The organism is Hymenobacter chitinivorans DSM 11115 (genome assembly GCF_002797555.1).
GTDB classification, from domain to species: domain Bacteria; phylum Bacteroidota; class Bacteroidia; order Cytophagales; family Hymenobacteraceae; genus Hymenobacter; species Hymenobacter chitinivorans.
In genome coordinates, this window is the sequence record NZ_PGFA01000001.1 from 126295 (window position 1) to 145559 (window position 19265).

At 62.5% G+C, this 19265-nt stretch carries 10 protein-coding genes; all 10 read right to left on the reverse strand.

What is annotated here, in order from left to right:
• Positions 1–68: 68 nt before the first annotated feature.
• Positions 69–1289 (reverse strand): glycoside hydrolase family 88 protein, encoded by a 1221-nt coding sequence (locus CLV45_RS00505; RefSeq protein ID WP_100334446.1) that lies wholly within the window; start codon positions 1287–1289, stop codon positions 69–71.
• 271 nt (positions 1290–1560) lie between these two features.
• Positions 1561–2751: an alginate lyase family protein gene (locus tag CLV45_RS00510; protein WP_100334447.1), complete on the reverse strand. Its 1191-nt coding sequence runs from the start codon at positions 2749–2751 to the stop codon at positions 1561–1563.
• A 407-nt stretch (positions 2752–3158) separates the two neighbouring features.
• Positions 3159–5405 (reverse strand): glycoside hydrolase family 3 N-terminal domain-containing protein, encoded by a 2247-nt coding sequence (locus CLV45_RS00515; protein WP_100334448.1) that lies wholly within the window; start codon positions 5403–5405, stop codon positions 3159–3161.
• Between the two features lie 304 nt (positions 5406–5709).
• The gene (locus CLV45_RS00520; RefSeq protein ID WP_100334449.1) at positions 5710–8409 is read right to left on the reverse strand and encodes a glycoside hydrolase family 2 TIM barrel-domain containing protein; all 2700 of its coding nucleotides are present in this window, start codon (positions 8407–8409) and stop codon (positions 5710–5712) included.
• Positions 8410–8532: 123 nt separating this feature from the next.
• On the reverse strand, positions 8533–10992 hold the full coding sequence (locus tag CLV45_RS00525; RefSeq protein WP_100334450.1) for a glycoside hydrolase family 2 TIM barrel-domain containing protein: 2460 nt from the start codon (positions 10990–10992) through the stop codon (positions 8533–8535).
• A gap of 199 nt (positions 10993–11191) precedes the next feature.
• Entirely contained in the window at positions 11192–12379 is a 1188-nt protein-coding gene (gene uxuA, locus CLV45_RS00530; protein ID WP_211289883.1) for a mannonate dehydratase, read from the reverse strand.
• Between the two features lie 12 nt (positions 12380–12391).
• Positions 12392–13207, reverse strand: a complete 816-nt coding sequence (locus CLV45_RS00535; RefSeq protein ID WP_100334451.1) for an SDR family oxidoreductase — start codon at positions 13205–13207, stop codon at positions 12392–12394.
• A gap of 274 nt (positions 13208–13481) precedes the next feature.
• Entirely contained in the window at positions 13482–14684 is a 1203-nt protein-coding gene (locus tag CLV45_RS00540) for an alginate lyase family protein (RefSeq protein WP_100334452.1), read from the reverse strand.
• Positions 14684–16111 carry a RagB/SusD family nutrient uptake outer membrane protein gene (locus CLV45_RS00545; protein WP_100334453.1) on the reverse strand — a complete coding sequence of 476 codons (1428 nt, stop codon included), beginning with the start codon at positions 16109–16111 and terminating at the stop codon, positions 14684–14686. Before CLV45_RS00545 ends, CLV45_RS00540 begins: the two co-directional genes overlap by 1 nt.
• A gap of 30 nt (positions 16112–16141) precedes the next feature.
• Entirely contained in the window at positions 16142–19192 is a 3051-nt protein-coding gene (locus tag CLV45_RS00550; RefSeq protein WP_157807202.1) for a SusC/RagA family TonB-linked outer membrane protein, read from the reverse strand.
• Between the last annotated feature and the right edge of the window lie 73 nt (positions 19193–19265).

The following is a 19265-nucleotide window of genomic DNA, read 5'->3' on the forward strand; positions in this document are numbered from 1 at the left end:
GTTTATTTGCGTAAACGATTACGTAGAAAACTTCCCAAAACCCCAAAAAAACGGCGGCCGGGCCCGTTTTACAGACCCGGAATGCCCTTGCCGCTGAGCAGGCTCTGGCGCCGCACCAGGGCTTCCATAAAGTAGTAGTCGGCGTAGCTCAGGGGCACGTCTACTTCGCTGTTCGAGGGCTTGGCGCCGGTACTGTGCAGCAGCAGGAAGCCGCGGCTGCCGCCGGGCTGGGCCACGTACGATTTGGCCAGGCTCTTCACCATTTTATCAGCCTTGGCGCGGTAGAGCTTGCCGTTCGGGCTGAAGGTGCTCAGCTCGTACAACGCCGAAGCAATGAGGGCGCCGGCCGAGGCGTCGCGGGGCTCGTTGGGCAAGTTCGGCGCGTTGAAGTCCCAGTAGGGAATCAGGTCCTTGGGTAGGTTCGGGTGGTTGAGAATGAAGCGGGCCACGTTTTCAGCCTGCGTTAGGTAAGCCTTGTTCTTGGTTTCGCGGTAGCACATGGTGTAGCCGTACAGCGCCCAGCCCTGCCCCCGCGCCCAGGCCGACTCGTTGGCCGCGCCCTGGTGCGTCGTGCGCTTTACCACCTTGCCCGTCGCCGAGTCGTAGTCCACCACGTGGTAGGAGCTGAAGTCGGGCCGGAAGTGGTTGCGCATGGTCGTGTTGGCGTGGCTCACGGCAATTTTGTAGAACGTGGAGTCGCCGCTAAGCTTGGTGGCGGCGAAGAGCAGTTCCAGGTTCATCATGTTGTCGATGATGACCGGGAAGGCCCACTTCTCGCGGCTGTGGTCCCAGGACAGCAGCGTGCCGACCTTGGGGTAAAACCGGGTGCTGAGCGTGCGGGCCGCCTGCAGGACTACGTCTTTGTAGGCCGCGTCCTTGGTCAGGCGGTAGCCGGTACCGAAGCTGCAGTACACCTTGAAGCCCATGTCGTGGGTGGTGCCGTTAGTTTTCTCGGGCTCAATGTTGGCCGTGAAAATCTTGGCTTCGGTCATCCACTTCGGCTGCCCGCTGAGCTCGTACAAAAACCACAGGTAGCCGGGGAAAAAGCCGCTGGTCCAGTCGCGGGAGGGCACCACAATAAGCTCCCCGGTGGGCGTAAGGCTGCGCGGCGACACCAGCGGGGGCTTGCCCGCGGCGGCCGGTTTCTGGGCTATGGACTTGGGCAATTCCTGGAGCATGGTGGTAGCCTGAGTTTCGGCCAGCCGCACGGTCTTTTTGGTCAGCGCGTCCTGGGCGAAGCTGGTGGTCGAGAGTAAGGTCAGGCCGAGGGTGAGGGCGCGGAAGTGCATGGGCGGGAGGGGTTCGAGGGGAAGTGGAAATCAAAAAACGTCTGTCAGCCTGAGGCGCAGTCGAAGGACCTTGCTCACCTTAGTGACAAACCGGATTAAATGTGAAAAAGGCCTTTGCTGCGCGATAGTAAAGGGCTGGGGGCGTTGGCAGAAGCTATAGTGGGGCAGGGAGGAAGATCCTTGGCAAGGCTCAGGCTGACAGAGAATGGTAGTTAGCAGTGCAGGCGAGATGTCTCGCTGGGCTCGACCTGACGTTCTGTTGGGCACCGTGCTAATTGAGCCAGATGATAGGGTTGCGGACGGGCAGGTTGCGGATGACTTCCTCGACTTCGGGCTGGTGGTCGAGGCGCTGCCAGGTCTGGAGCCACTCGGCTTGCTTGAACTGCACGGCGCCCAGGACCAGGAAAGGCTGGGCCACGGGCCAGTTGTTCCAGTACATGACGTCCTGGGGGAAAGGCCACTTGGTTTTGTCGGCCACGAAGGGGTAGAGGTACTCGATGCCGCGCCGGATGCCGCGGCCGTCGGGCAGCTGGTAGGCGTAGAGGTTGTCGGCCGGAGTGCTCAGAATCTGGCAGATCATGGTCATGGCGTCCAGGTTGAAGAGGGAGTAGCCGTAGGGCTTGGTGCGCTTGGTTTCGAGCGGGAAGCTGCCGTCGGGAGCCATTTGGGTGGGCAGGAGCACCGTTTTGTACCGTTCCCGGCAGAACGAGAGCAGCTCCTGGTTGCCGGTGAGGCGGGCAAAGGCGGCCACTTGCATCACCCAGCAGGTGCCGTGGTTGTTGGGAGCCTTCATTTCGTCCTGGCCGTATTGGTGGGTGGTAAGCCAGGTCAGGTACTGGGCAAACCAGCTTTTGATGCCGGCCACGTCTTCTTGGCCAAAGGCTTTGGCACCCTGCATGACCAGCACGCCCTGGGCTACTTCCATCAATTGAATCGTGTCGATGACGCCGATGCCGCGGCCGGTGAAGCGGCCCTGGATGGCCTGGGCAAAGTGCAGCGAGGGGTTCATCCGCGTGGCCGGGTCCAGGAACCAGGCCCGCAGGTGGAGCAACGCGGCGCGGGCGTACTGCTCGTCGTGGGTGAGCTGGTAGGCCGAGGCCAGGGCCCCGACGATGCGGCTGAAGCGAATCATGGCCTGGCGGTGGGCCGCGAAGTTGGCGGGGTTGGTGAGTCCGTCGCGCTGGACGTAGGGCCCGGCAGGATTCTGCGGGTCGGGCCACCAGTAGTCGCCCTCGGAGAAGAAGTCGTGGGCGGTGCCGGCGCTGCGGGGCGAGGTGCTGGCCGTAACCGTGACGGGTGGCTGCTGCAGGGCCCAGGCGGCCTGGGTGAGAACTTGCTTCCGCAGGGTTTCGACGGCCTGGCGGCGCAGCTTCTTATCGGGTTTGCCCGCGGCTGCTCCCGGCTGCCCGGCTACGGCGTTCAGGAGCAGGAGTAGAATGATAAAAACCGTTTTTCGGGACATGAGAAAGGTCGCTGAAGGAGGGTTACGGGGTGAATAAGTCGTATTTTGAAGTAAATGGCTTATTGTAAAGTGTTGATGAATAGTGGGTTGAGGTGCTCTAATGCTGGGGAAGCCGCCTCGAATCGTGGGAAGGCTCCCGCAAGTGCTGGGAAAGCCCTGGCGAATGGTAGGAAAGCCTCAGCCAATGGTTGAATGCCCTCGGCGAATCGTGAGAAACCCTCGGTAAGCTCTGGTTCGGGGGAGGCAAACTGTGTTATCAGGTGGGCAAGGGGTGTTTTGCTTCGGGCAAACAGGTAAAAAACCAAGGCCAGTGGCCGTTTGCGGTGGCAACAGCAGCGCGCAAGATGTCTCGCTGGGCTCGACATGACGTTCTGGGTCGGAAGCGGCTAACAATCACTATCAATCAATCAATCAATCAATACCAAGTCGGCTTCCAGGCGGATATCGTCGGAGGCGGCGCCGAGCAGGAGGCGGAACTCGCCGGGCTCGGCTATCCATTGGAGGTCGTTGTTGTAGAAGGCGAGTTTGTCGCGGGTGATGGTGAAGGTGAGGGTGCGGCTTTCGCCGGGCTGGAGGCTGACTTTTTGGAAGTCCTTCAGCTCCTTGAGAGGCCGCACGACGGAAGCCACCTTGTCGCGCAGGTAGAGCTGCACCACTTCCTCGCCGGCGCGGCTGCCGGTGTTGGTGAGGGTAAAGCTGACCTGCACGGTTTCGGCCGCCGTCATCCGCGGCTGACTGACTTTCAGGTCGCTGTAGCGGAAGGTGGTGTAGCTCAGGCCGTGGCCGAAGGCGTAGCGCGGGGTGTTGGGCGCGTCGATGTAAGCCGAGCGGTAGCGGATGTTCTGCGGATCGACGACGGGGCGGCCGGTGCTGTATTGCTGGTAGGAAAGGGGAATCTGGCCCATGAGGCGGGGAAACGTGCTGGGCAGCTTGCCGGCGGGGTTGTAGTCGCCGAAGAGCACGTCGGCCAGGGCGTGGCCGCCCTCTGAGCCCGGAAACCAGGCGTAGAGAATGGCGTCGGCCTGGTCGGCCACGGCATTGAAAATCAGGGGCCGGCCGGCAAAGACCACGGCCACAATGGGCTTGCCGGTGGCTTTGAGGGCTTGGAACAGCTCCTGCTGCACGCCGGGCAGGCTGATGTCGGCCCGGGACTTAGCTTCGCCGCTCATGTCCCAGGTTTCGCCCACGCACAGCACAATTACGTCGGCCTGCCGGGCCGTTTCCACGGCTTGCGCGAAGCCGGCCCGGGAGTCGCCGGTAGCCTCGCAGCCTTTAGCGTAGAGCACCGAGGCGTTTTTGCCGGCCCGCTGCCGGATACCTTCCAAGGCGGAGACAATCCGGGTGGTGTCGGCAATGACCGTCCAGCCCCCGGCCAGGTCGCGCTTGGCCTTGGCCAGGGGGCCAATCAGGGCAATTTTGCGCGGGGAACTGAGCGGCAGCGTGTTGCGCTCGTTTTTGAGCAGCACCATGCTTTTACGGGCCACGTCACGGGCGGCCACGCGGTGCTGCGGGTCGCTGAACACCTTCTTTTCGCGCTTGGCGTCGGAGAATTTGTAGGGGTCGTCGAAGAGGCCGAGCTCGAACTTCTTGCGCAGAATGCGGCGCACGGCATCATCGACCAGCGCCACGTCGACCTTGCCCTGCTGCACGAGCTGGGGTAGGGCGTCGAAGTAGGCGTCGTTTTCCATGTCCATGTCGTTGCCGGCGGTAATGGCCTTTTGGGCGGCCTCGCTGACGTTTTGGGCGTAGCCCCAGCTCACCATCTCCCGAATTGAGCCCCAGTCGGACACCACGAAGCCCGGATACTGCCACTGGCCCTTGAGGATGTCGCGCTGCAAATACTTACTGCCCGTGGCAGGCACCCCGTTGAGCGTGTTAAACGAGTTCATGAACGTGGCGGCCCCGGCATCCACGGCGGCTTTGAACGGGGGCAAATACACTTCCCACAATTGCTGGGGGCTCAGGTCGACGGCGTTGTAGTCGCGGCCGGCAATGGCGGCCCCGTAGGCCACGAAGTGCTTGGCGCAGGCCATGACGGCGTCGGTGCCCCCGAGCTTGTCGCCCTGAAAGCCCAGCACCCGGGCCCGGGCAATCTGGGAGCCCAGATACGAGTCTTCGCCGGCCCCTTCCATCACCCGGCCCCAGCGCGGGTCCCGGCCCACGTCCACCATCGGCGCAAACGTCCAGTGGATGCCCGAAGCCGCCGCTTCCCGGGCCGCCACGTGCGCCGATTGGCGGATGGCGGCCATATCCCAGGAAGCGGCTTCGGCCAGAGGCACGGGAAACACCGTCTGGTAACCGTGAATCACGTCGAGGCCAAAGAGCAGCGGAATGTGCAGGCGCGACTTCAGCGCCTCGGCCTGAATGGCGCGGGTATCCGTCACGCCCTTCACGTTCAGCATGGAGCCCACCTGCCCGCCGCGGATCTGGTTGAGCAAATCCGTCTTGCGGGTGCTGGCCGGCCCCGTCAATTCCCGGCCCGAGTACTGGGTGAGTTGCCCGGCTTTTTCCTGAATGGTCATCTGGCCCAGCAGCTCGGTGATGCGCTGCTCAATGGCAGCCGGCGTCAAGGCTTTTTTCTGGGCCCGCGCAGAGGTGCCGGCAGCGAGCAGGGCGGCAGTGAGAAGAAGCGTTTTGGGGAAAGAAAAAAGCATTGAGAGAAGCTGGAAAGGTGCGGGATGCGGGACGAGCGGAGGTATAGAATAGGGTAAAAAAGCCGTCTGTCATCCTGAGCAAAGCGAAGGACCTGCCTTCCCTGAGTGATGAGCTTAACTCAACGTTAGAAGGCCTTCGGTGGCGGCGTAGGGAAGCGCGTGGGGGCGTTGACAGGGGCTTTCGTGGGGTAGGCGAGGAAGGTTCTTCGCTGGGCTCAGGATGACAGGTGGAGGGAGTTACTTGGGCAACATCAGCCCGCGAGATGTCTCGCGTTGCTCGACATGACGTTCTATAGTTGCTTAATTAATACAGCCGCTTTACCTGCAGGCCGTTGAGGATGGTTTCGCCGGTTTGGGGTTGGAAGTCGAGAATAATGCCCCGGCCGTTGCGGGCCGAAACGGGGATTTTAAAGCTGACGGCCTGCAAGGGTGGGAGCGTGGCGGCGGCGCCCAGGTTGGGCAGGGCCGCTACGCCGTTGACCAGCACCGAGAAGGAGCGGCCGGCTTTCGGGGCGGCACCAGAAGCAGCGCCAGTTCCGGCCAGGTTATACACCAGCTGCTCGGCGGCGGGGGCGGCTTCGAGCTCGGCAAAGTGCAGGGTTACTTCGTATTCGCCGTCGGGCACGTCGAGGCGGAACTGGCGCAGGCCCACGCGCTGGGTTTCGTAGAGGGCATCGTAGCTGGTGCCCAGGATGTCACGGTCGGAGCCGTAGGGCAGCCGCTCGCCGGGCAGCTTGTACACCGTGCCGCCCACGTAGCCCCAGCCGCCGGGCGCGTACGCCTGCTCGGGCACCCAGACCTGGTGCAGCTGGGCATCGGAAAAGGTGCGCTGGTCGCCGAGGCTGACGTTGAGCTCGGTGAAGGGCAGCTGGGTGGACGTGAGCTGGGTGGGCAGCAGCTGAAATTCAACGTCGGCCTGGTCTTCCACCGCTTGCCCGGGGGCCTGGGCCCGAATTCGATTCCAGCCATTACCAAACGGCACATTGAACCGAACCACACCAAATTCAGCAGGTTTCGTGCCCAGGTCCCGGCCGTTGACGAGCAGGCGCACGGCGGGCTGGTTGGTGTAGATTTCCACCGGCTGCCGGCAAAACAGCGAATCGGGGCCGGCGGCCGGGCCGCTGCGCAGGTTCCAGCCGCGGCTACCGATGCGCAGGAAGGGCGTTTGGAGCAGGTGGGCCTGGTAGAAATAGTAGGCGTCCTTGGGCTGGCGGTCGGCGGTGAGCAGACTCTTGGTATTCATATGCGGATTGGCTTCCTGCCGCGTTTCGGAGCTGAACTCGGCCAAATTCCACACGGTGCTGCCGGCCACGAAGGGCCGGTCGAGAATGGCTTTGAGGTAAAACTGGTGGTAGGCGTTGGCGTATTCGGTGGTTTTGTCGAAGCGCCGGGGCTGAAAGGAGTGGAGCCGCTCGTCGGAGTCGGCACCGTACTCGGTGACGAGCAGGGGCTTGTCGGGCAATTCGCGGTGGTGGCGGTCGAGGTAGTCGGCAAAGCCCGGCAGCTCGCCCGAGTACCAGCCCTGGTAGAGGTTCCAGCCCACGAGCTGGGGAATTTTGGTCAGGCCCGCTTCCTGGTAGAGCTCAAAGGCCCCGTGGTTGACGCACATCGTGTAGCGGCTGGGGTCTTCGCGCCGGGTCAAATCGTCGAGCTGCTGGGCCAGCTGGTTGACCTTTTTGAGGTAGGCCCGGCCCGGCTCGTTGTCGCGCTTGATGCCTTCGGGCAACCGCAGCAGCACCTCGTTCATGTAGGCCCAGATGATGACCGACGGGTGGTTGAAGCCCTGCCGGATCATCTCGGTTTGCATGGTGCGGCAGTTCTGGAAAAAGCCCTCCGAGTCGGTAATGGCATTCACCACCGGAATTTCCACCGAGGTCAGAATGCCCAGCCGGTCGCAGGCTTGGAGCACGGCCGGGTCCTGGGGGTAGTGGGAGATGCGCAGGAAGTTGCCGCCGAGCTGCTTGAGCAGCTGCACGTCTTTTTCGTGCAGGGCGTCCGGCAGGGCATTGCCCCGGCCTGATACGTCCTGGTGACGGTTAGTGCCGATGAGCTTGAGCGGCTGCCCATTCAGGAAAAACCCCTGGGCGGCATCAAACCGAAACCAGCGCAGCCCCAGCGGATTCACTAACTCGTCGAGTTGAGCTTTACCTTCGGAAATAGTCGACACCACGCGGTACAAATACGGGTCCGTGGGCGACCATAAGTGGGGCTGCTTGAGCTGCGGCAGCGGCTGGCGGAAGCGGCGGTTTTCCCCGGCTTTCAGCGTCAGGGAAGTTTGCTGGCGGACCACGGTTTTGCCCGCCGCATCCAGCACCTGGGTCAGCAACGTCAGCTTGCGCGCCGTAGCTGACTCATTGCTCAGCGCCCCGCTCAGCACCACTTCCGCCGCATCCTTCGACACGGTGGGCGTGGTGAGGAAGGTGCCGTTGGAAGCGTAGTTGTCGAGGTCGAAGTGCACGGGACTGGCGGCCACTAGGTATACGTCGCGGTAAAGGCCGCCGAAGAAGGTGAAGTCGGCCGAAAGGGGCGGAATGTCCACGTTGTGGCGGTTCGAGAGCTTGACCAGCACCTGGGCCGAAGCCGGATTGGGGCCGTCGAACTTGATAAACTGGCTGACCGGGAAACTGAAGGCCGTGTAGCCGCCCGCGTGCCGGCCGGCCAGCTGCCCGTTCACGTACACCTCGGCCTCCTGGTTGGCGCCTTCGAAGTACAGATACACCCGCTTCTGCTGCCATTCGGCCGGCACCTGCAGCGTTTTGCGGTACCAGCCCGTGCCCCGGTAGTAGCCCGGCTCATCGTCGAGCACGTCGGCGGCATTCCAGGTGTGGGGCAGGCTGACTTTCTCCCAGCCCGTAGCCGCCGCAACGGAGGCTGCGGTGCTTTCGGCGGCGTCCTTGCGAAACAGCCAGTTGGAGTTAATTGACTGCGTGATGCGCTGCTGCGCGGCGGCTGGCAAGGCCAGCAGCAAAATCAAAAGCAGGCAGCGGAGCAGTTGTTTGAGCATTGGTATTAGGGTGTAGAGGCGCGTATTCGCGTCTCAATCGTTGCTGACATTGTTATAAACCAAATCCTTTGGGCGCGAGTCGTTCAAGCAGGCGACGCGAATACGCGTCGCCACACCGGGCTATTACAGGTTTAATACCACTGCCGGCAGCCCGGGCGACTGAACGGCCACGCTGGTTTGGCCGGGCGTGGCTTGGAGGCGAATGATGGCCCGGCCGTTGTAGGCCTGCACCTTGCGGGAGCCGCTGCTGGTGCCCAGGTTGTCGAGCAGCTGGCCGGCGCCGGCCAACGAGAATTCCAGCCAGTTGGCCGCGTCCAGGCACTGCACGCCCTGAGCGTCGTAGAGCTTGGCTTCCACGGTGGTCAGGCCGTTGGAGTCGGCTACTTTTTCCAGGGTGAGCTTGGTGGGCTTACCCCATTTCTGGGTCTGGTAGCGGAAGCTGATTTCGTCCTGCACCGTTTGCTTGCCTTGGCGGGCCACGACTTTCACCTGGTTCTGACCCGCCACGAACGGCACGTTCCAGTGCAGGCCGGCGGCGGGGAAATCCTGGCTGTTGCGCTGCTTGCTGCCGTAGCTTTTGCCGTTCACGAATAGCTCGGCCTGCTCGCAGTTGGAGTACACTTTGACCATTTTCAATTCGCCCTCGTCGCCCCAGCGCACGGGCCAGCCGTGGCCGTAGATGTGGGCCATGGGCTGGGGCGTCCAGTACGACTGAAACACGTAATACGCCTCTTTCGGGGTGAAATCCCGCTCTACCACGCCCTTCTGGTTCATGTAGGGCACGGGGTTGTCGGGGCGCACGGGCGTGCTAAAATCCTTGAAGGGCCAGTACGCCGCCCCGCTTAGCCAGGGCATGGTTTCCTGCTCTTTCAGGTGCCAGTCCACCAGGTTGCAGAGGTAAGTTTCGCTCCAGTCGCCGTCCTTGGATACCCGGGCGCTGCCGCCGAACAGGGAGGCGTCGCCGGACCGCTCGTCGGCGCCTTGGCCGGCCGTTATTTTGGCCAGGGCGTTGTCGGGGTTTTCGCTGTGGCGGCCGGCGTGCGAGTCGCCGCCCCACTCCACGTGCAAAAAGCGCTTGACGCCCTCAAACTCCTTGCGGCTGGTTTCCTTGTACTCGGTGTAAATGCCGCGGTACCAGCCGGCCCAGATGGAGGGCGAATACACGTCGACGATGTCCTTGCAGAAGTCGCAGCGGCGGATGGCGGTGTAGCGGGAGGCGTCGAGCTGGTGCGACAGGTCGTTGAGCTCCGTCATGAAGGCCCGAATCTTCTGCTTGTCGAACTCGGGAAAGTCGCCGGGCCAGTCGTTTTCGTTGCCCAGGCCCCAAATGATGATGCTGGCGTGATTGTAGTGCTGGGTTATCATGTTGCGCAGCATGCGCTTGGCCTGCTGCTGGTACACGGGCCCGCCCAGGCCACCGCGGCACCACGGAATTTCCTCCCACACGGTGATGCCCAGCGAGTCGCAGAGGTTGAGCACGATGCGCGACTGTTGGTAGTGGCCCAACCGGATGAAGTTGACGCCCATGCGCTTCATCATCACCATTTCCTGGCGGATCATGGGCTCGGTCATGGCCGCCGCCACGCCGGCGTGGTCTTCGTGGCGGTGGGTACCGCGCAAGAGCAGGCGCTTTCCGTTGAGCATAAACGGCCCGTGCTCCACGAATTCGATGTGACGGAATCCGACCTTTTCACTCTGCTGGTAGGCCTCCGGGCCCGTGCCCACCGTGACCTGCACGGTGTAGAGCTGGGGCGCGTCGGGCGACCAAAGCCGGGGGCTTTTTACCGCGAATTTGGGCAAATCCAGCTCGCCCGGTTTGGTAGCGAGGGTGCCTTTAAACTGCGCTACCGGCTTGCCGCGCGGGTCGAGCAAACGTACGGAGTAGGGTGCGGAGCCGCTGCCTACAGTTTCCGGCAAAACGGCTTTCACCGTGAGCGTGCCCGCCTTGCCGGCCCTGTCGACCTCGGCTTTGGCACTGAGCTGGCTCAAGGCCACGGCCGGCTGGTACTGGAGGTTCACGTAGCGGTACAACCCGCCGTAAATGTTGAAGTCCGACAAGTCGGACGGTATCATTTCCAGGTCGCGCGTGTTGTCGCAGCGGATGCTGAGCGGAATCTGGCCTTTGAACTGCTTCTGGTAAGCTTCGGTCTTTTGAAAGTCGGCTATGGCCTGGGTCACATCCACCGCCCACTCGTCGTAGCCGCCCACGTGGCTGCCTACTTTGGTAGTATGAATGTAGACGTCCGTTTTCTGGCCGGCGCCCTCGAAGTGCAGCAGAGTCCGGCCGCCCGCGTAGGGGTTTTGCACCGTGAGCTGGGTGCGGTACCAACCGGGGCCCTGGTAGTAATTCACATCGGGGTCCACGGCATCCTGGGCGTTAAAGCAGTGCGGCAGCGTCACCCTCTCCCACAACGGGACGCTTTCGGGGTTACCGGCACCCACGGGCCGCACTGCTTCCCACACGCCCCCCAGATCCTGGCGGACGAATTCCCAATTCGTAATCAGCCGCTGCCGGCGCTGCCCGAAAGCAGGTTGCAGGCAAAGCAGCAGCAGAAAAACGAGTATTAACTTTTTACTTCTCACTCTGGTGTTATTCAGTATCAGGCTTGGTGGCGTGCTAGAGCTAGAAAGCTAGTTTCCCTCCTCAGCTGGGGAGGGGCTAGGGGTGGTTGAAACGGCAGAACGACTTTTAAGACCTAGCTCTAAAATCATTTTGACGGGGGCAACCACCCCGCCCTTCGGGCATCCCTCCTTATCTAAGGAGGGGTGCCCGAGCAGACTTCTAGGATTGTAATCCTCTCCGAATACCCAACTCCAGGCCGCGGAGCTCGGCTAGGCCGCGCAGGCGGCCAATGGCGGAGTAGCCGGGGTTGGTTTTCTTGTGTAGGTCGTCGAGCATCTGGTGGCCGTGGTCGGGGCGCATGGGCAGGCGGCGCTGGCGCTGCTGCATCACCAGTACCAGCTCCCGCATCACGCCGTACATATCCACGTCGCCTTCGAGGTGGTTGTCCTCGAAAAAGTCGCCGTCGGCATTGCGGCGGGTGCTGCGCAGGTGGATAAAGTTGATTCGGTCGGCAAACTGGCGCACCATGGCGGGCAGGTCGTTGTCGGGGCGCACGCCGAAGGAGCCGGTGCAGAAGCACAGCCCGTTGCTGGGCGAGGGCACGGCTTCGAACAAGGCCTGCACGTCGGCGGCGGTGCTCACTACCCGCGGCAAACCCAGAATGGGGTAAGGCGGGTCGTCGGGGTGAATAACCAGGTTGACGCCGCTGGCTTCGGCCACCGGCACTACTGCTTGCAAAAAGTGAATCAAATTAGCCCGCAGCCGCGCCGCATCGATGTTCTGGTAGGCATCCAGGGCCGCTTGGAACTGAGCCAGCGTGAAGCTTTCCTCCGAGCCGGGCAGGCCGGCAATGATGTTGCGCTGCAAGAGCTGCCGCTCGGCTTCGCTCATGCCCTCGAAGCGGCGGCGGGCCTTGGCCAGTTCATCGTCGGAGTACTCCTGCTCGGCCCCGCGGCGCTGCAGCTGCAACACGTCGAAAGCGACAAAGGCGGCCCGCTCGAAGCGCAGGGCCCGGGAACCGTCCTCGACCTCGTAGCTCAGGTCGGTGCGGGTCCAGTCGAGCACGGGCATGAAGTTGTAAGTTACCGTGCCGATGCCGCAGGCGCCGAGGTTGCGCAGGCTTTCCTTGTAATTCTCGAGGTAAGCTTCGAAGCCTGCCGCCTGGGTTTTGATGGCCTCGTGCACCGGCACGCTTTCCACCACGCTCCAGCGCAGGCCGGCTTGTTCAATTACGGCTTTGCGCTGCTCAATTTCGGCCACTGGCCACACCTGCCCATTCGGAATATGGTGCAGGGCCGTCACCACGCCCGAGCAGCCGGCCTGGCGGATATCGGCCAGGCTGACCGGGTCTGCGGAGCCAAACCAGCGCATGGTTTGCTCCAGGGCGTATTGCTTGTTTTGTTCCATCGTCTTGTTGGGTTAAACGCCGCCAAAGATGGAAAAACCGCCGTCCACGCAAATCATGGAGCCGGTGACGAAGCGCGACGCGTCGCTGAGCAGCCACACCAGGGCGCCCTTGAGCTCGTCGGGGTGGCCGAAGCGCTTGAAGGGCGTCTGCCGGATAACCAGCTCGCCGCGGGCCGTGAAGCCGCCGTCGGGGGTGGTGAGCAGGCTGCGGTTTTGCTCGGTCAGAAAGAAGCCGGGCGCCAGGGCATTCATGCGCAGCTTGTCGCCGTAGCGGTTGGCCATTTCCACCGCAAACCACTGGTTGTAGCAGTCCAGGGCCGCTTTGCCCATGTTGTAGCCCAGCACCTTGGTAATGGCCCGCTTCGAGTTCATCGACGAGATGTTGACGATGCTGCCCCGCTCAGACTCGGCAATGGCCTCGCCAAACACCTGGGTGGGCAGAATGGCGCCCCACAGGTTGAGCTCCATTACCCGCTTCATGCCGGCCAGGTTCATCTTAAACACGTCTTCCTCGGGGGCCAGCACGCCGTCGGCCCCGTTGCCGCCGGCCGCGTTAACCAAGCCGTCGATGCGGCCAAACGTCTGCATCATCAGTTGGCAGGCGGCCCGCAACTGGTCTTCCTCCAGCACGTCGGCTACCAGGGCCAGGGCCCGGCCCCCGTTGGCGTTGATGGCCATAGCCCGCTCGTGCGCCACCTCGGCATTGCGGCCCAGGATGCCCACCGTGCCGCCGGCCTCCACGATGCCGTCCAGAAATGATTGGCCCAGAATCCCGGTGCCGCCGGTGACGACGATTACTTTATCCTGCAGGGAAAAATTCTCACTCATGTGCTTCGAAAAATGGACGCGGCCACCGCCACGCCACTGGAATTTTAAATGTTTTCAACGTCTGTCATCCTGAACATTCTGCGTAGCAAGCAGAGGTAACGCGGTGTGAAGGACTTTCCTCACCTGATTGATAAAGCCCATGCAATGTGAAGTCCTTTGTTTCTGCTGCGGAGAAAGGCTTTGCTACATGGGCACTGAGCCGTAGCGGGATAGGGGAGGAAGGTCCTTCGCAAGGGCTCAGGATGACAGTTTAAACAGCGAAGACCGAGTTGCTTTAAATAGCCCAGGGGGTACGGACAAAGTCCGGGTACTGGGCAAAAACCTGGTCGGCGCGCAGCTGGGGAAACTCCGGGCTGGCACGGTTGTAAATGGTCAGAATGGCGTTGTTGCCCGCGGGTACGGCGTCGGGGCGCTCCATCTGCTTTTCCTTGAGCAAATAAGGCCGGAACCAGGCCACGGCCTGGCTCAGGCTGCGGCCTTCGGGGCTGGTGTAGTGCCACAAATCGACGCCGGCCCGGGGGGCCAGTACGGCCAGCTGCAGCCAGCCCTGCAGGTTCATGCTCACGTAGTTCCAGGGCCGGGTGCGGGCCAGCTCCAGGGGCTGGGAACCGTCGGCGGCAAACTGCACCGGCAGCCGGGGCAGGGTGTGGGTTTCCAGGGTGCGGCGGGCCAGCTCCTGGTTGCCAATGAACAGGGCGAAGTCGACAACTTGCACGTCGTGAAACGTGCCGTGGTTGTTCTTGTTCTGGCCTTCTTCCTGCCCGATTTTGCTCGTCGTGAGCCACTGCGTGTACTGCGCATACCAGCTCTTCAGGTCCTTTACCAAGGCCGGTGTCACGCTTTTGCTGCCGCTAAGCAACGCCAGAGCATCGGGGATGTAGACCAGGTGGCGGCTTTCGATGATGCCGAAGCTGCGTCCGTCGTTGGTGCCCGGAATGCCCTGGCCAAAGTTCAGGTTGGGATTCATGCGGGTGGCCGGGTCCAGAAACCAGGTGCGCAGTAGTTGGGCGGCGTGAGTAGCGTATTTCTCGTCCCGGGAGAAGTAGTAGCCCAGGGCCAAATCCTTCACGTCGTGGCAGAGGGCGGCCAGATTTTCGTCGTCCTTCAGCTCCTTGGTTTCGGGGTTTACCAGGCCGTCTTTCTGCAGGTAGGGCTTACCGTCGGGCTTGCTGGGGTCGGGCCACCAGTAGGGCGCCTGCGAAATGTAGTCGTGCTTGTCGCCGCTGGGCGGCACGCGTTGCTTGCTGGTCACGGTGTAGGGGCCGCGCTGCAGGGCCTGGTTGGCCTTACTGAGCAGGCTCTTCACCTGTTGGACTTCGGCGGGACTGCCTTGCTGGTAGGCAGTTTTGTATGTGACCAGGGCGTTAGGGTCGAGCAGCAGGAAGGGCGTCACCGGGGCCGCCTGCGCGGCCCCGGCTAGTGCTAGAAGTATCGCCCCCACCAGCATTCCAAGCCACGGCTTGTTGAGTGTGCGCATTAGTTGTAGCCCGGGTTTTGGGTCAGGTTGGTGTTGAGAATCAGCTCGGGCTGCGGAATCGGGAAGAGGAAATACCGGTCGTCGATGTCGCGGTTGAAGACGGCCTTTTCGCGCTGCTTCAGGCGGTTGAGGCGCACCAGGTCAAACCAGCGGTGGCCTTCCTGCACCAGCTCCCAGCCCCGCTCTCGCACCAGCAGATCCACGAAGGCGTCTTTGGTCGTCACCTTGGAAGCTGGAATCGGGGCCAGACCGGCCCGCACCCGCACGGCGTTGATGCCCTGGTACTTGGTCGGGTCGGCGGCGTTCAGCGCGTTCAGGGCTTCCGACTGCAGCAGCAGAATGTCGGCGTAGCGGGTAATCAGGTAGTTGGTGCGGGCGTCGTTGCCAATGCGCTTCTCGTCGCGGAACTTGTTGAAGTAGTAGCGCGGCAGGACAGTGGAACCGGCCTGGTTGCTGATGTTCCAGGCCCGGCGCACGTCGTTGGTGGCGTAGGAGCGTACCAGGCTGTCTTCCACCGTGAAAGTGCCCAGGCCCTGCAGCTGCGAGGGCAAAAACTGGCGCACGATGATGCTGCCCGTGTTCGGGGGCAAATCAAACTGGATGGAGAAGATGTGCTCGGGGCCGTTTTCCTTGTCGGGGTTGAATACGTCGCCGTACACGGGTAGCAGGCTGTAGAGCTTGGAGCTGATTACCCGGTTGCAGGCGTCGAGGCCGCTCTGGTTGTCGCCGCTCTGAGCGGCTTTGGTCGTGGCGCGCGTCAGATACACCTTGGCCAGCAGGGCCGTGGCGGCTCCGCTGCTCGCCCGGCCTTTCTCGCCGGCCGCAATTTTGTCTTCGGGGTAGCAGTTGGCCTCGGCAAACTTCAGGTCTTCAATGATTTGCTCGTAAACCTGGGCCAGGGGCGTGCGGGTGGGGCGTAGGTCGTCGTTGGGACCTTTCACCGTGGCCAGCACCAGGGGCACGTCGCCGAAGCAGCGCACCAGGTCGAAGTAGCCCATGGCGCGCAGGAAGCGGGCATTGCCCACGATGTTGTTGCGGCGGGTCACGTCCATGCCAATGCCGGGCACCTTCTCGATGACGTCGTTGGCCCGGTTAATCATGCGGTAGGTGTTGGTCCACCAGCTGTTGATTTCGGTGTTGGTCGAGGTGAAGGTGAAGCGCGAGAGCTGGGCCCGCTCGTCGGTGCTGGAACCCACGCGGATGAGCTCGGCGGGCAGCTCGGTGATCTGCCAGCCGGTGCGGCCGAAGTAGGTTTGGGGCAGCAGGGCGTTGAACACGCCGTTAAGGCCGGCCACGGCGTCGCCTTCGGTTTTGTAGAAATTTTCGCTGGCCAAAAAGGAGTAGGGCTCCTCTTCCAGGAACTTCTCGCAGGAACCCAGGCTCAAACCCAGGGAAAGCAAGCCGATAAATAGGAGGGACTTTTTCATATCAGGTGGGAGTGCTGCAGGAGGTGAGGATTAGAAGCCAACTTTGATACCGGCCGTGAAGCTGCGGGTGCTGGGGAAGGCGTTGTAATCGGTGTTCAAACTCAGGTTGTCGTTGCCGAAGGAGTTGACTTCGGGGTCGTAGCCGCTGTAGTCGGTCAGGGTCACCAGGTTCTGGGCCGTGACGTACACGCTGGCCTGGCGCAGCACTTTGCTGAACTTGGGCAGGGTGTAGCTCAGGGTCACGGTTTTGAGACGCACGAAGCTGCCGTCTTCCAGCACGTCGCTCACGATGCCGGTGCTGCGACGGATGGTGCTACCGGCCCGGGGAATGTTCGTGTTGGGGTTGTCGGGCGTCCAGCGGTTTACCACCGTCTTGAGCTTGTTGGTGGTCGTGATGCCCGACTCCAGCTCGTAGCGGTTCAGGTTGAGCACGTCGGTGCCCTGCACGCCCTGGATAAAGATGTTGAGCGAGAAGCCGCCCGCGCTGAAGGTGTTGGTCAAGCCGTAGATAAAGTCGGGCTGGGCCCGGCCGATAATCACCCGGTCGGCGGCCGTAATGGCTTTGTCGCCGTTCTGGTCCACGTAGCGCGGGTCGCCGGGGCGCACCCCGGTACGGCCGGCCGCCTTGATTTCGTCGTCGCTCTGCCAGAGGCCGTCGAACTGGTAGCCGTAGAACGAGCCGATGGGCTCACCCTCGCGCAGGATGCTGGTATTGCCCAGGCCCGCGCCCACAAACAGGCTGGAGCTGGAGGCACCCACCGGCAACTCCGAAACGCTGTAGAGGTCAAGCACCTTGTTGCGGTTGAGCGAGAAGTTCAGGTTGGTTTTCCAGCCGAACGTCTTGGTGTCGAAGTTGGTGGTATTCACGGCCAGCTCGAAGCCCTTGTTTTCGACGCTGCCCGCGTTCAGGTAAATGTTGGGGTAGCCGGTGGTGCGGGGCGTGGCCACGCGCAGCAGCAGGTCGGTGGTTTTCTTGTAGTAGGCGTCGGCCGTAATGGAAACCCGGTTTTCCAGGAAAGCCAGGTCTACGCCCACGTTGCTGGCCGCCGTCGATTCCCAGCGCAGGTTGGGGTTGCCGATGTTGAGCGGCTCGAGGCCCACCAGCCGGGCGCTGCCCGAAGCGTAGGCGTCGGCCCCGTACTGGGCCAAGGACTGGTAGTTGTCGATTTCCTGGTTGCCGGTCACGCCGTAGCCCAGGCGCAGCTTCAGGTCGGTCAGCGCGGTCAGGTCCTTCATAAACGGCTCGTCGATGAGGCGGTAGGCAAAGGCAGCCGAGGGGAAGTAGCCCCACTTGTTGTTTTTGCCGAAGCGCGAGGAGCCGTCGGCCCGCATCGTCACGGTAAAGAGGTACTTCTCGAACAGCCGGTAGTTGACGCGGCCAAAGTAGGAGGCCAGCGCGTTGGAGTTGCGGGTCGAAGTCGGCGTGCCCACGTTGGCGGCTATCGAGAGGTTATCGGAGCCCAGCGTGTTGGTGAAGAAGTTGGTGCCGCTCGCGCCAAACTGGTTGAAGTAGAACTTCTGCTCCGAAATACCCACCACCACGTTCAGGGCGTTGTTGGGGTTGAGCTTCTTGTCGTAGGTCAGCGTGTTTTCATTCAGCCAGCTGTAGCGGTTGCTCTGCACCCGGCTGGCCGAGCCCCCGTTGAGGCGCCCCAAAAACACGTCGGAGGGCCGGAATACGTCGGTTTGCTGGTTGTTGTAGTCCAGGCCCCCGCTGATGCGCAGCGTCAGGCCGGGCAGCAGCTCGTAGTTGGCCGCCACGTTGAGCAAGCCCCGGGCCGTGTTGCGGCGGTCCTTCACTTTCTCGGCGAAAGCCACCGGGTTGCCCACGTCTTCCACGAAGGGCTGGGGCGTGTTGGAGTAGGTGAAGTTGCCGTTTTCGTCGCGCACCGGGTTGATGGGGCTAAAGCGCAGCGCGTCGAGCAAGGCGCCGCCGAAGGAGCCACCCTGGGAGTTCACAAAGGCCCGCTTCTCGAAGGTGCCGGCCAGTTGGCTCGAAAAATTGAAGCTGAGCTTGGAGTTGATTTTCTTGTCGAGGTTGAGGCGCACCGTGCCGCGCTTGAAGCCCGAGTTGATGATGATGCCTTCCTGGTCGAAGAAGTTGAAGCTCAGGTTGTAGCGCGTTTCCTCGGTGCCGCCGTTAAAGCCCAGCTGGTAGTTGCTCAGGCGGGCCGGGCGCAGAATGGCGTCCTGCCAGTCGGTACCCTCGCCCATGGCCGCAATCTGCTCGTCGGTATACACCGGCGTGGTGCTGGGGGCCACCGGCGGGTTCACCTCGTTGAGGTAGCGCGCAAATTCCGGCGCGTTCATCAGCTCGTACTTGTGGCGCACGATCTGCACGCCGGTGTACGCTTCGGCATTGATGGTGCCCTTGCCCACCTTGCCTTTCTTGGTAGTAATCAGCACTACCCCGTTGGCACCGCGGGAGCCGTAAATAGCGGTAGCCGAGGCGTCTTTGAGCACCTCGATGCTCTCGATGTCGCTGGGGTTGATGGAGTTCAGGTCGCCGGCGCCGGGGAAGCCGTCCACCACAAACAGGGGCTCGTTGCCGGTGTTGATGGAATTGGTACCCCGAATGCGGATGGAAACGTTGCCGCCCGGCTCCGAATTCGTTTGTGTAACCTGCACGCCGCTCACCCGGCCCTGCAGAATCTGGTCGGCGCGGGCAATGGGAGTTTCGGCCACCTGCTCAGCCGAAATGGAGGCCACCGAGCCGGTGATGTCGCGCTTGCGCTGGGTGCCGTAGCCTACCACCACTACGTCGTTGAGCTCGGTGGTTTTCTCGCGCAGCTGCACCGTGGGCACCGTGCCGTTGTCGCCCACCCGGGCCTCAAACGGCTCGAAGCCAACGAAGGAGAAAACCAGCGTGGGGTTGCCGTCGGCCGGCAGGGGCAGGCTGAAGCGGCCGTCGGGGTCGGTGGCCGTGCCGGTAGTGGTGCCCTTGATAACGACCGACACGCCCGGCAGCGGCGTCCGGTCGGTGGCGTTGAGCACCTGGCCGGTTACTTGGCGGGTTTGGGCGAAGGCCGGCAGGCTTACGGCCACGGCCAGCGGCACCAGAATGGGTAGGATTTTTTGCATGATGTGTGCGGCTTTGGGGGGAATCAGAGCGGTAATCTCTGCAAAGTCCGCGGGCATAAAATGCGTTACCCTC

Excerpts from the sequence above, each read along its gene's own strand:
- CLV45_RS00505 (WP_100334446.1), bottom strand. The coding sequence starts at position 1,289 with ATGCACTTCCGCGCCCTCACCCTCGGCCTGACCTTACTCTCGACCACC.
- CLV45_RS00510 (WP_100334447.1), bottom strand. The coding sequence starts at position 2,751 with ATGTCCCGAAAAACGGTTTTTATCATTCTACTCCTGCTCCTGAACGCC.
- CLV45_RS00515 (WP_100334448.1), bottom strand. The coding sequence starts at position 5,405 with ATGCTTTTTTCTTTCCCCAAAACGCTTCTTCTCACTGCCGCCCTGCTC.
- CLV45_RS00520 (WP_100334449.1), bottom strand. The coding sequence starts at position 8,409 with ATGCTCAAACAACTGCTCCGCTGCCTGCTTTTGATTTTGCTGCTGGCC.
- uxuA (WP_211289883.1), bottom strand. The coding sequence starts at position 12,379 with ATGGAACAAAACAAGCAATACGCCCTGGAGCAAACCATGCGCTGGTTT.
- CLV45_RS00535 (WP_100334451.1), bottom strand. The coding sequence starts at position 13,207 with ATGAGTGAGAATTTTTCCCTGCAGGATAAAGTAATCGTCGTCACCGGC.
- CLV45_RS00540 (WP_100334452.1), bottom strand. The coding sequence starts at position 14,684 with ATGCGCACACTCAACAAGCCGTGGCTTGGAATGCTGGTGGGGGCGATA.
- CLV45_RS00545 (WP_100334453.1), bottom strand. The coding sequence starts at position 16,111 with ATGAAAAAGTCCCTCCTATTTATCGGCTTGCTTTCCCTGGGTTTGAGC.
- CLV45_RS00550 (WP_157807202.1), bottom strand. The coding sequence starts at position 19,192 with ATGCAAAAAATCCTACCCATTCTGGTGCCGCTGGCCGTGGCCGTAAGC.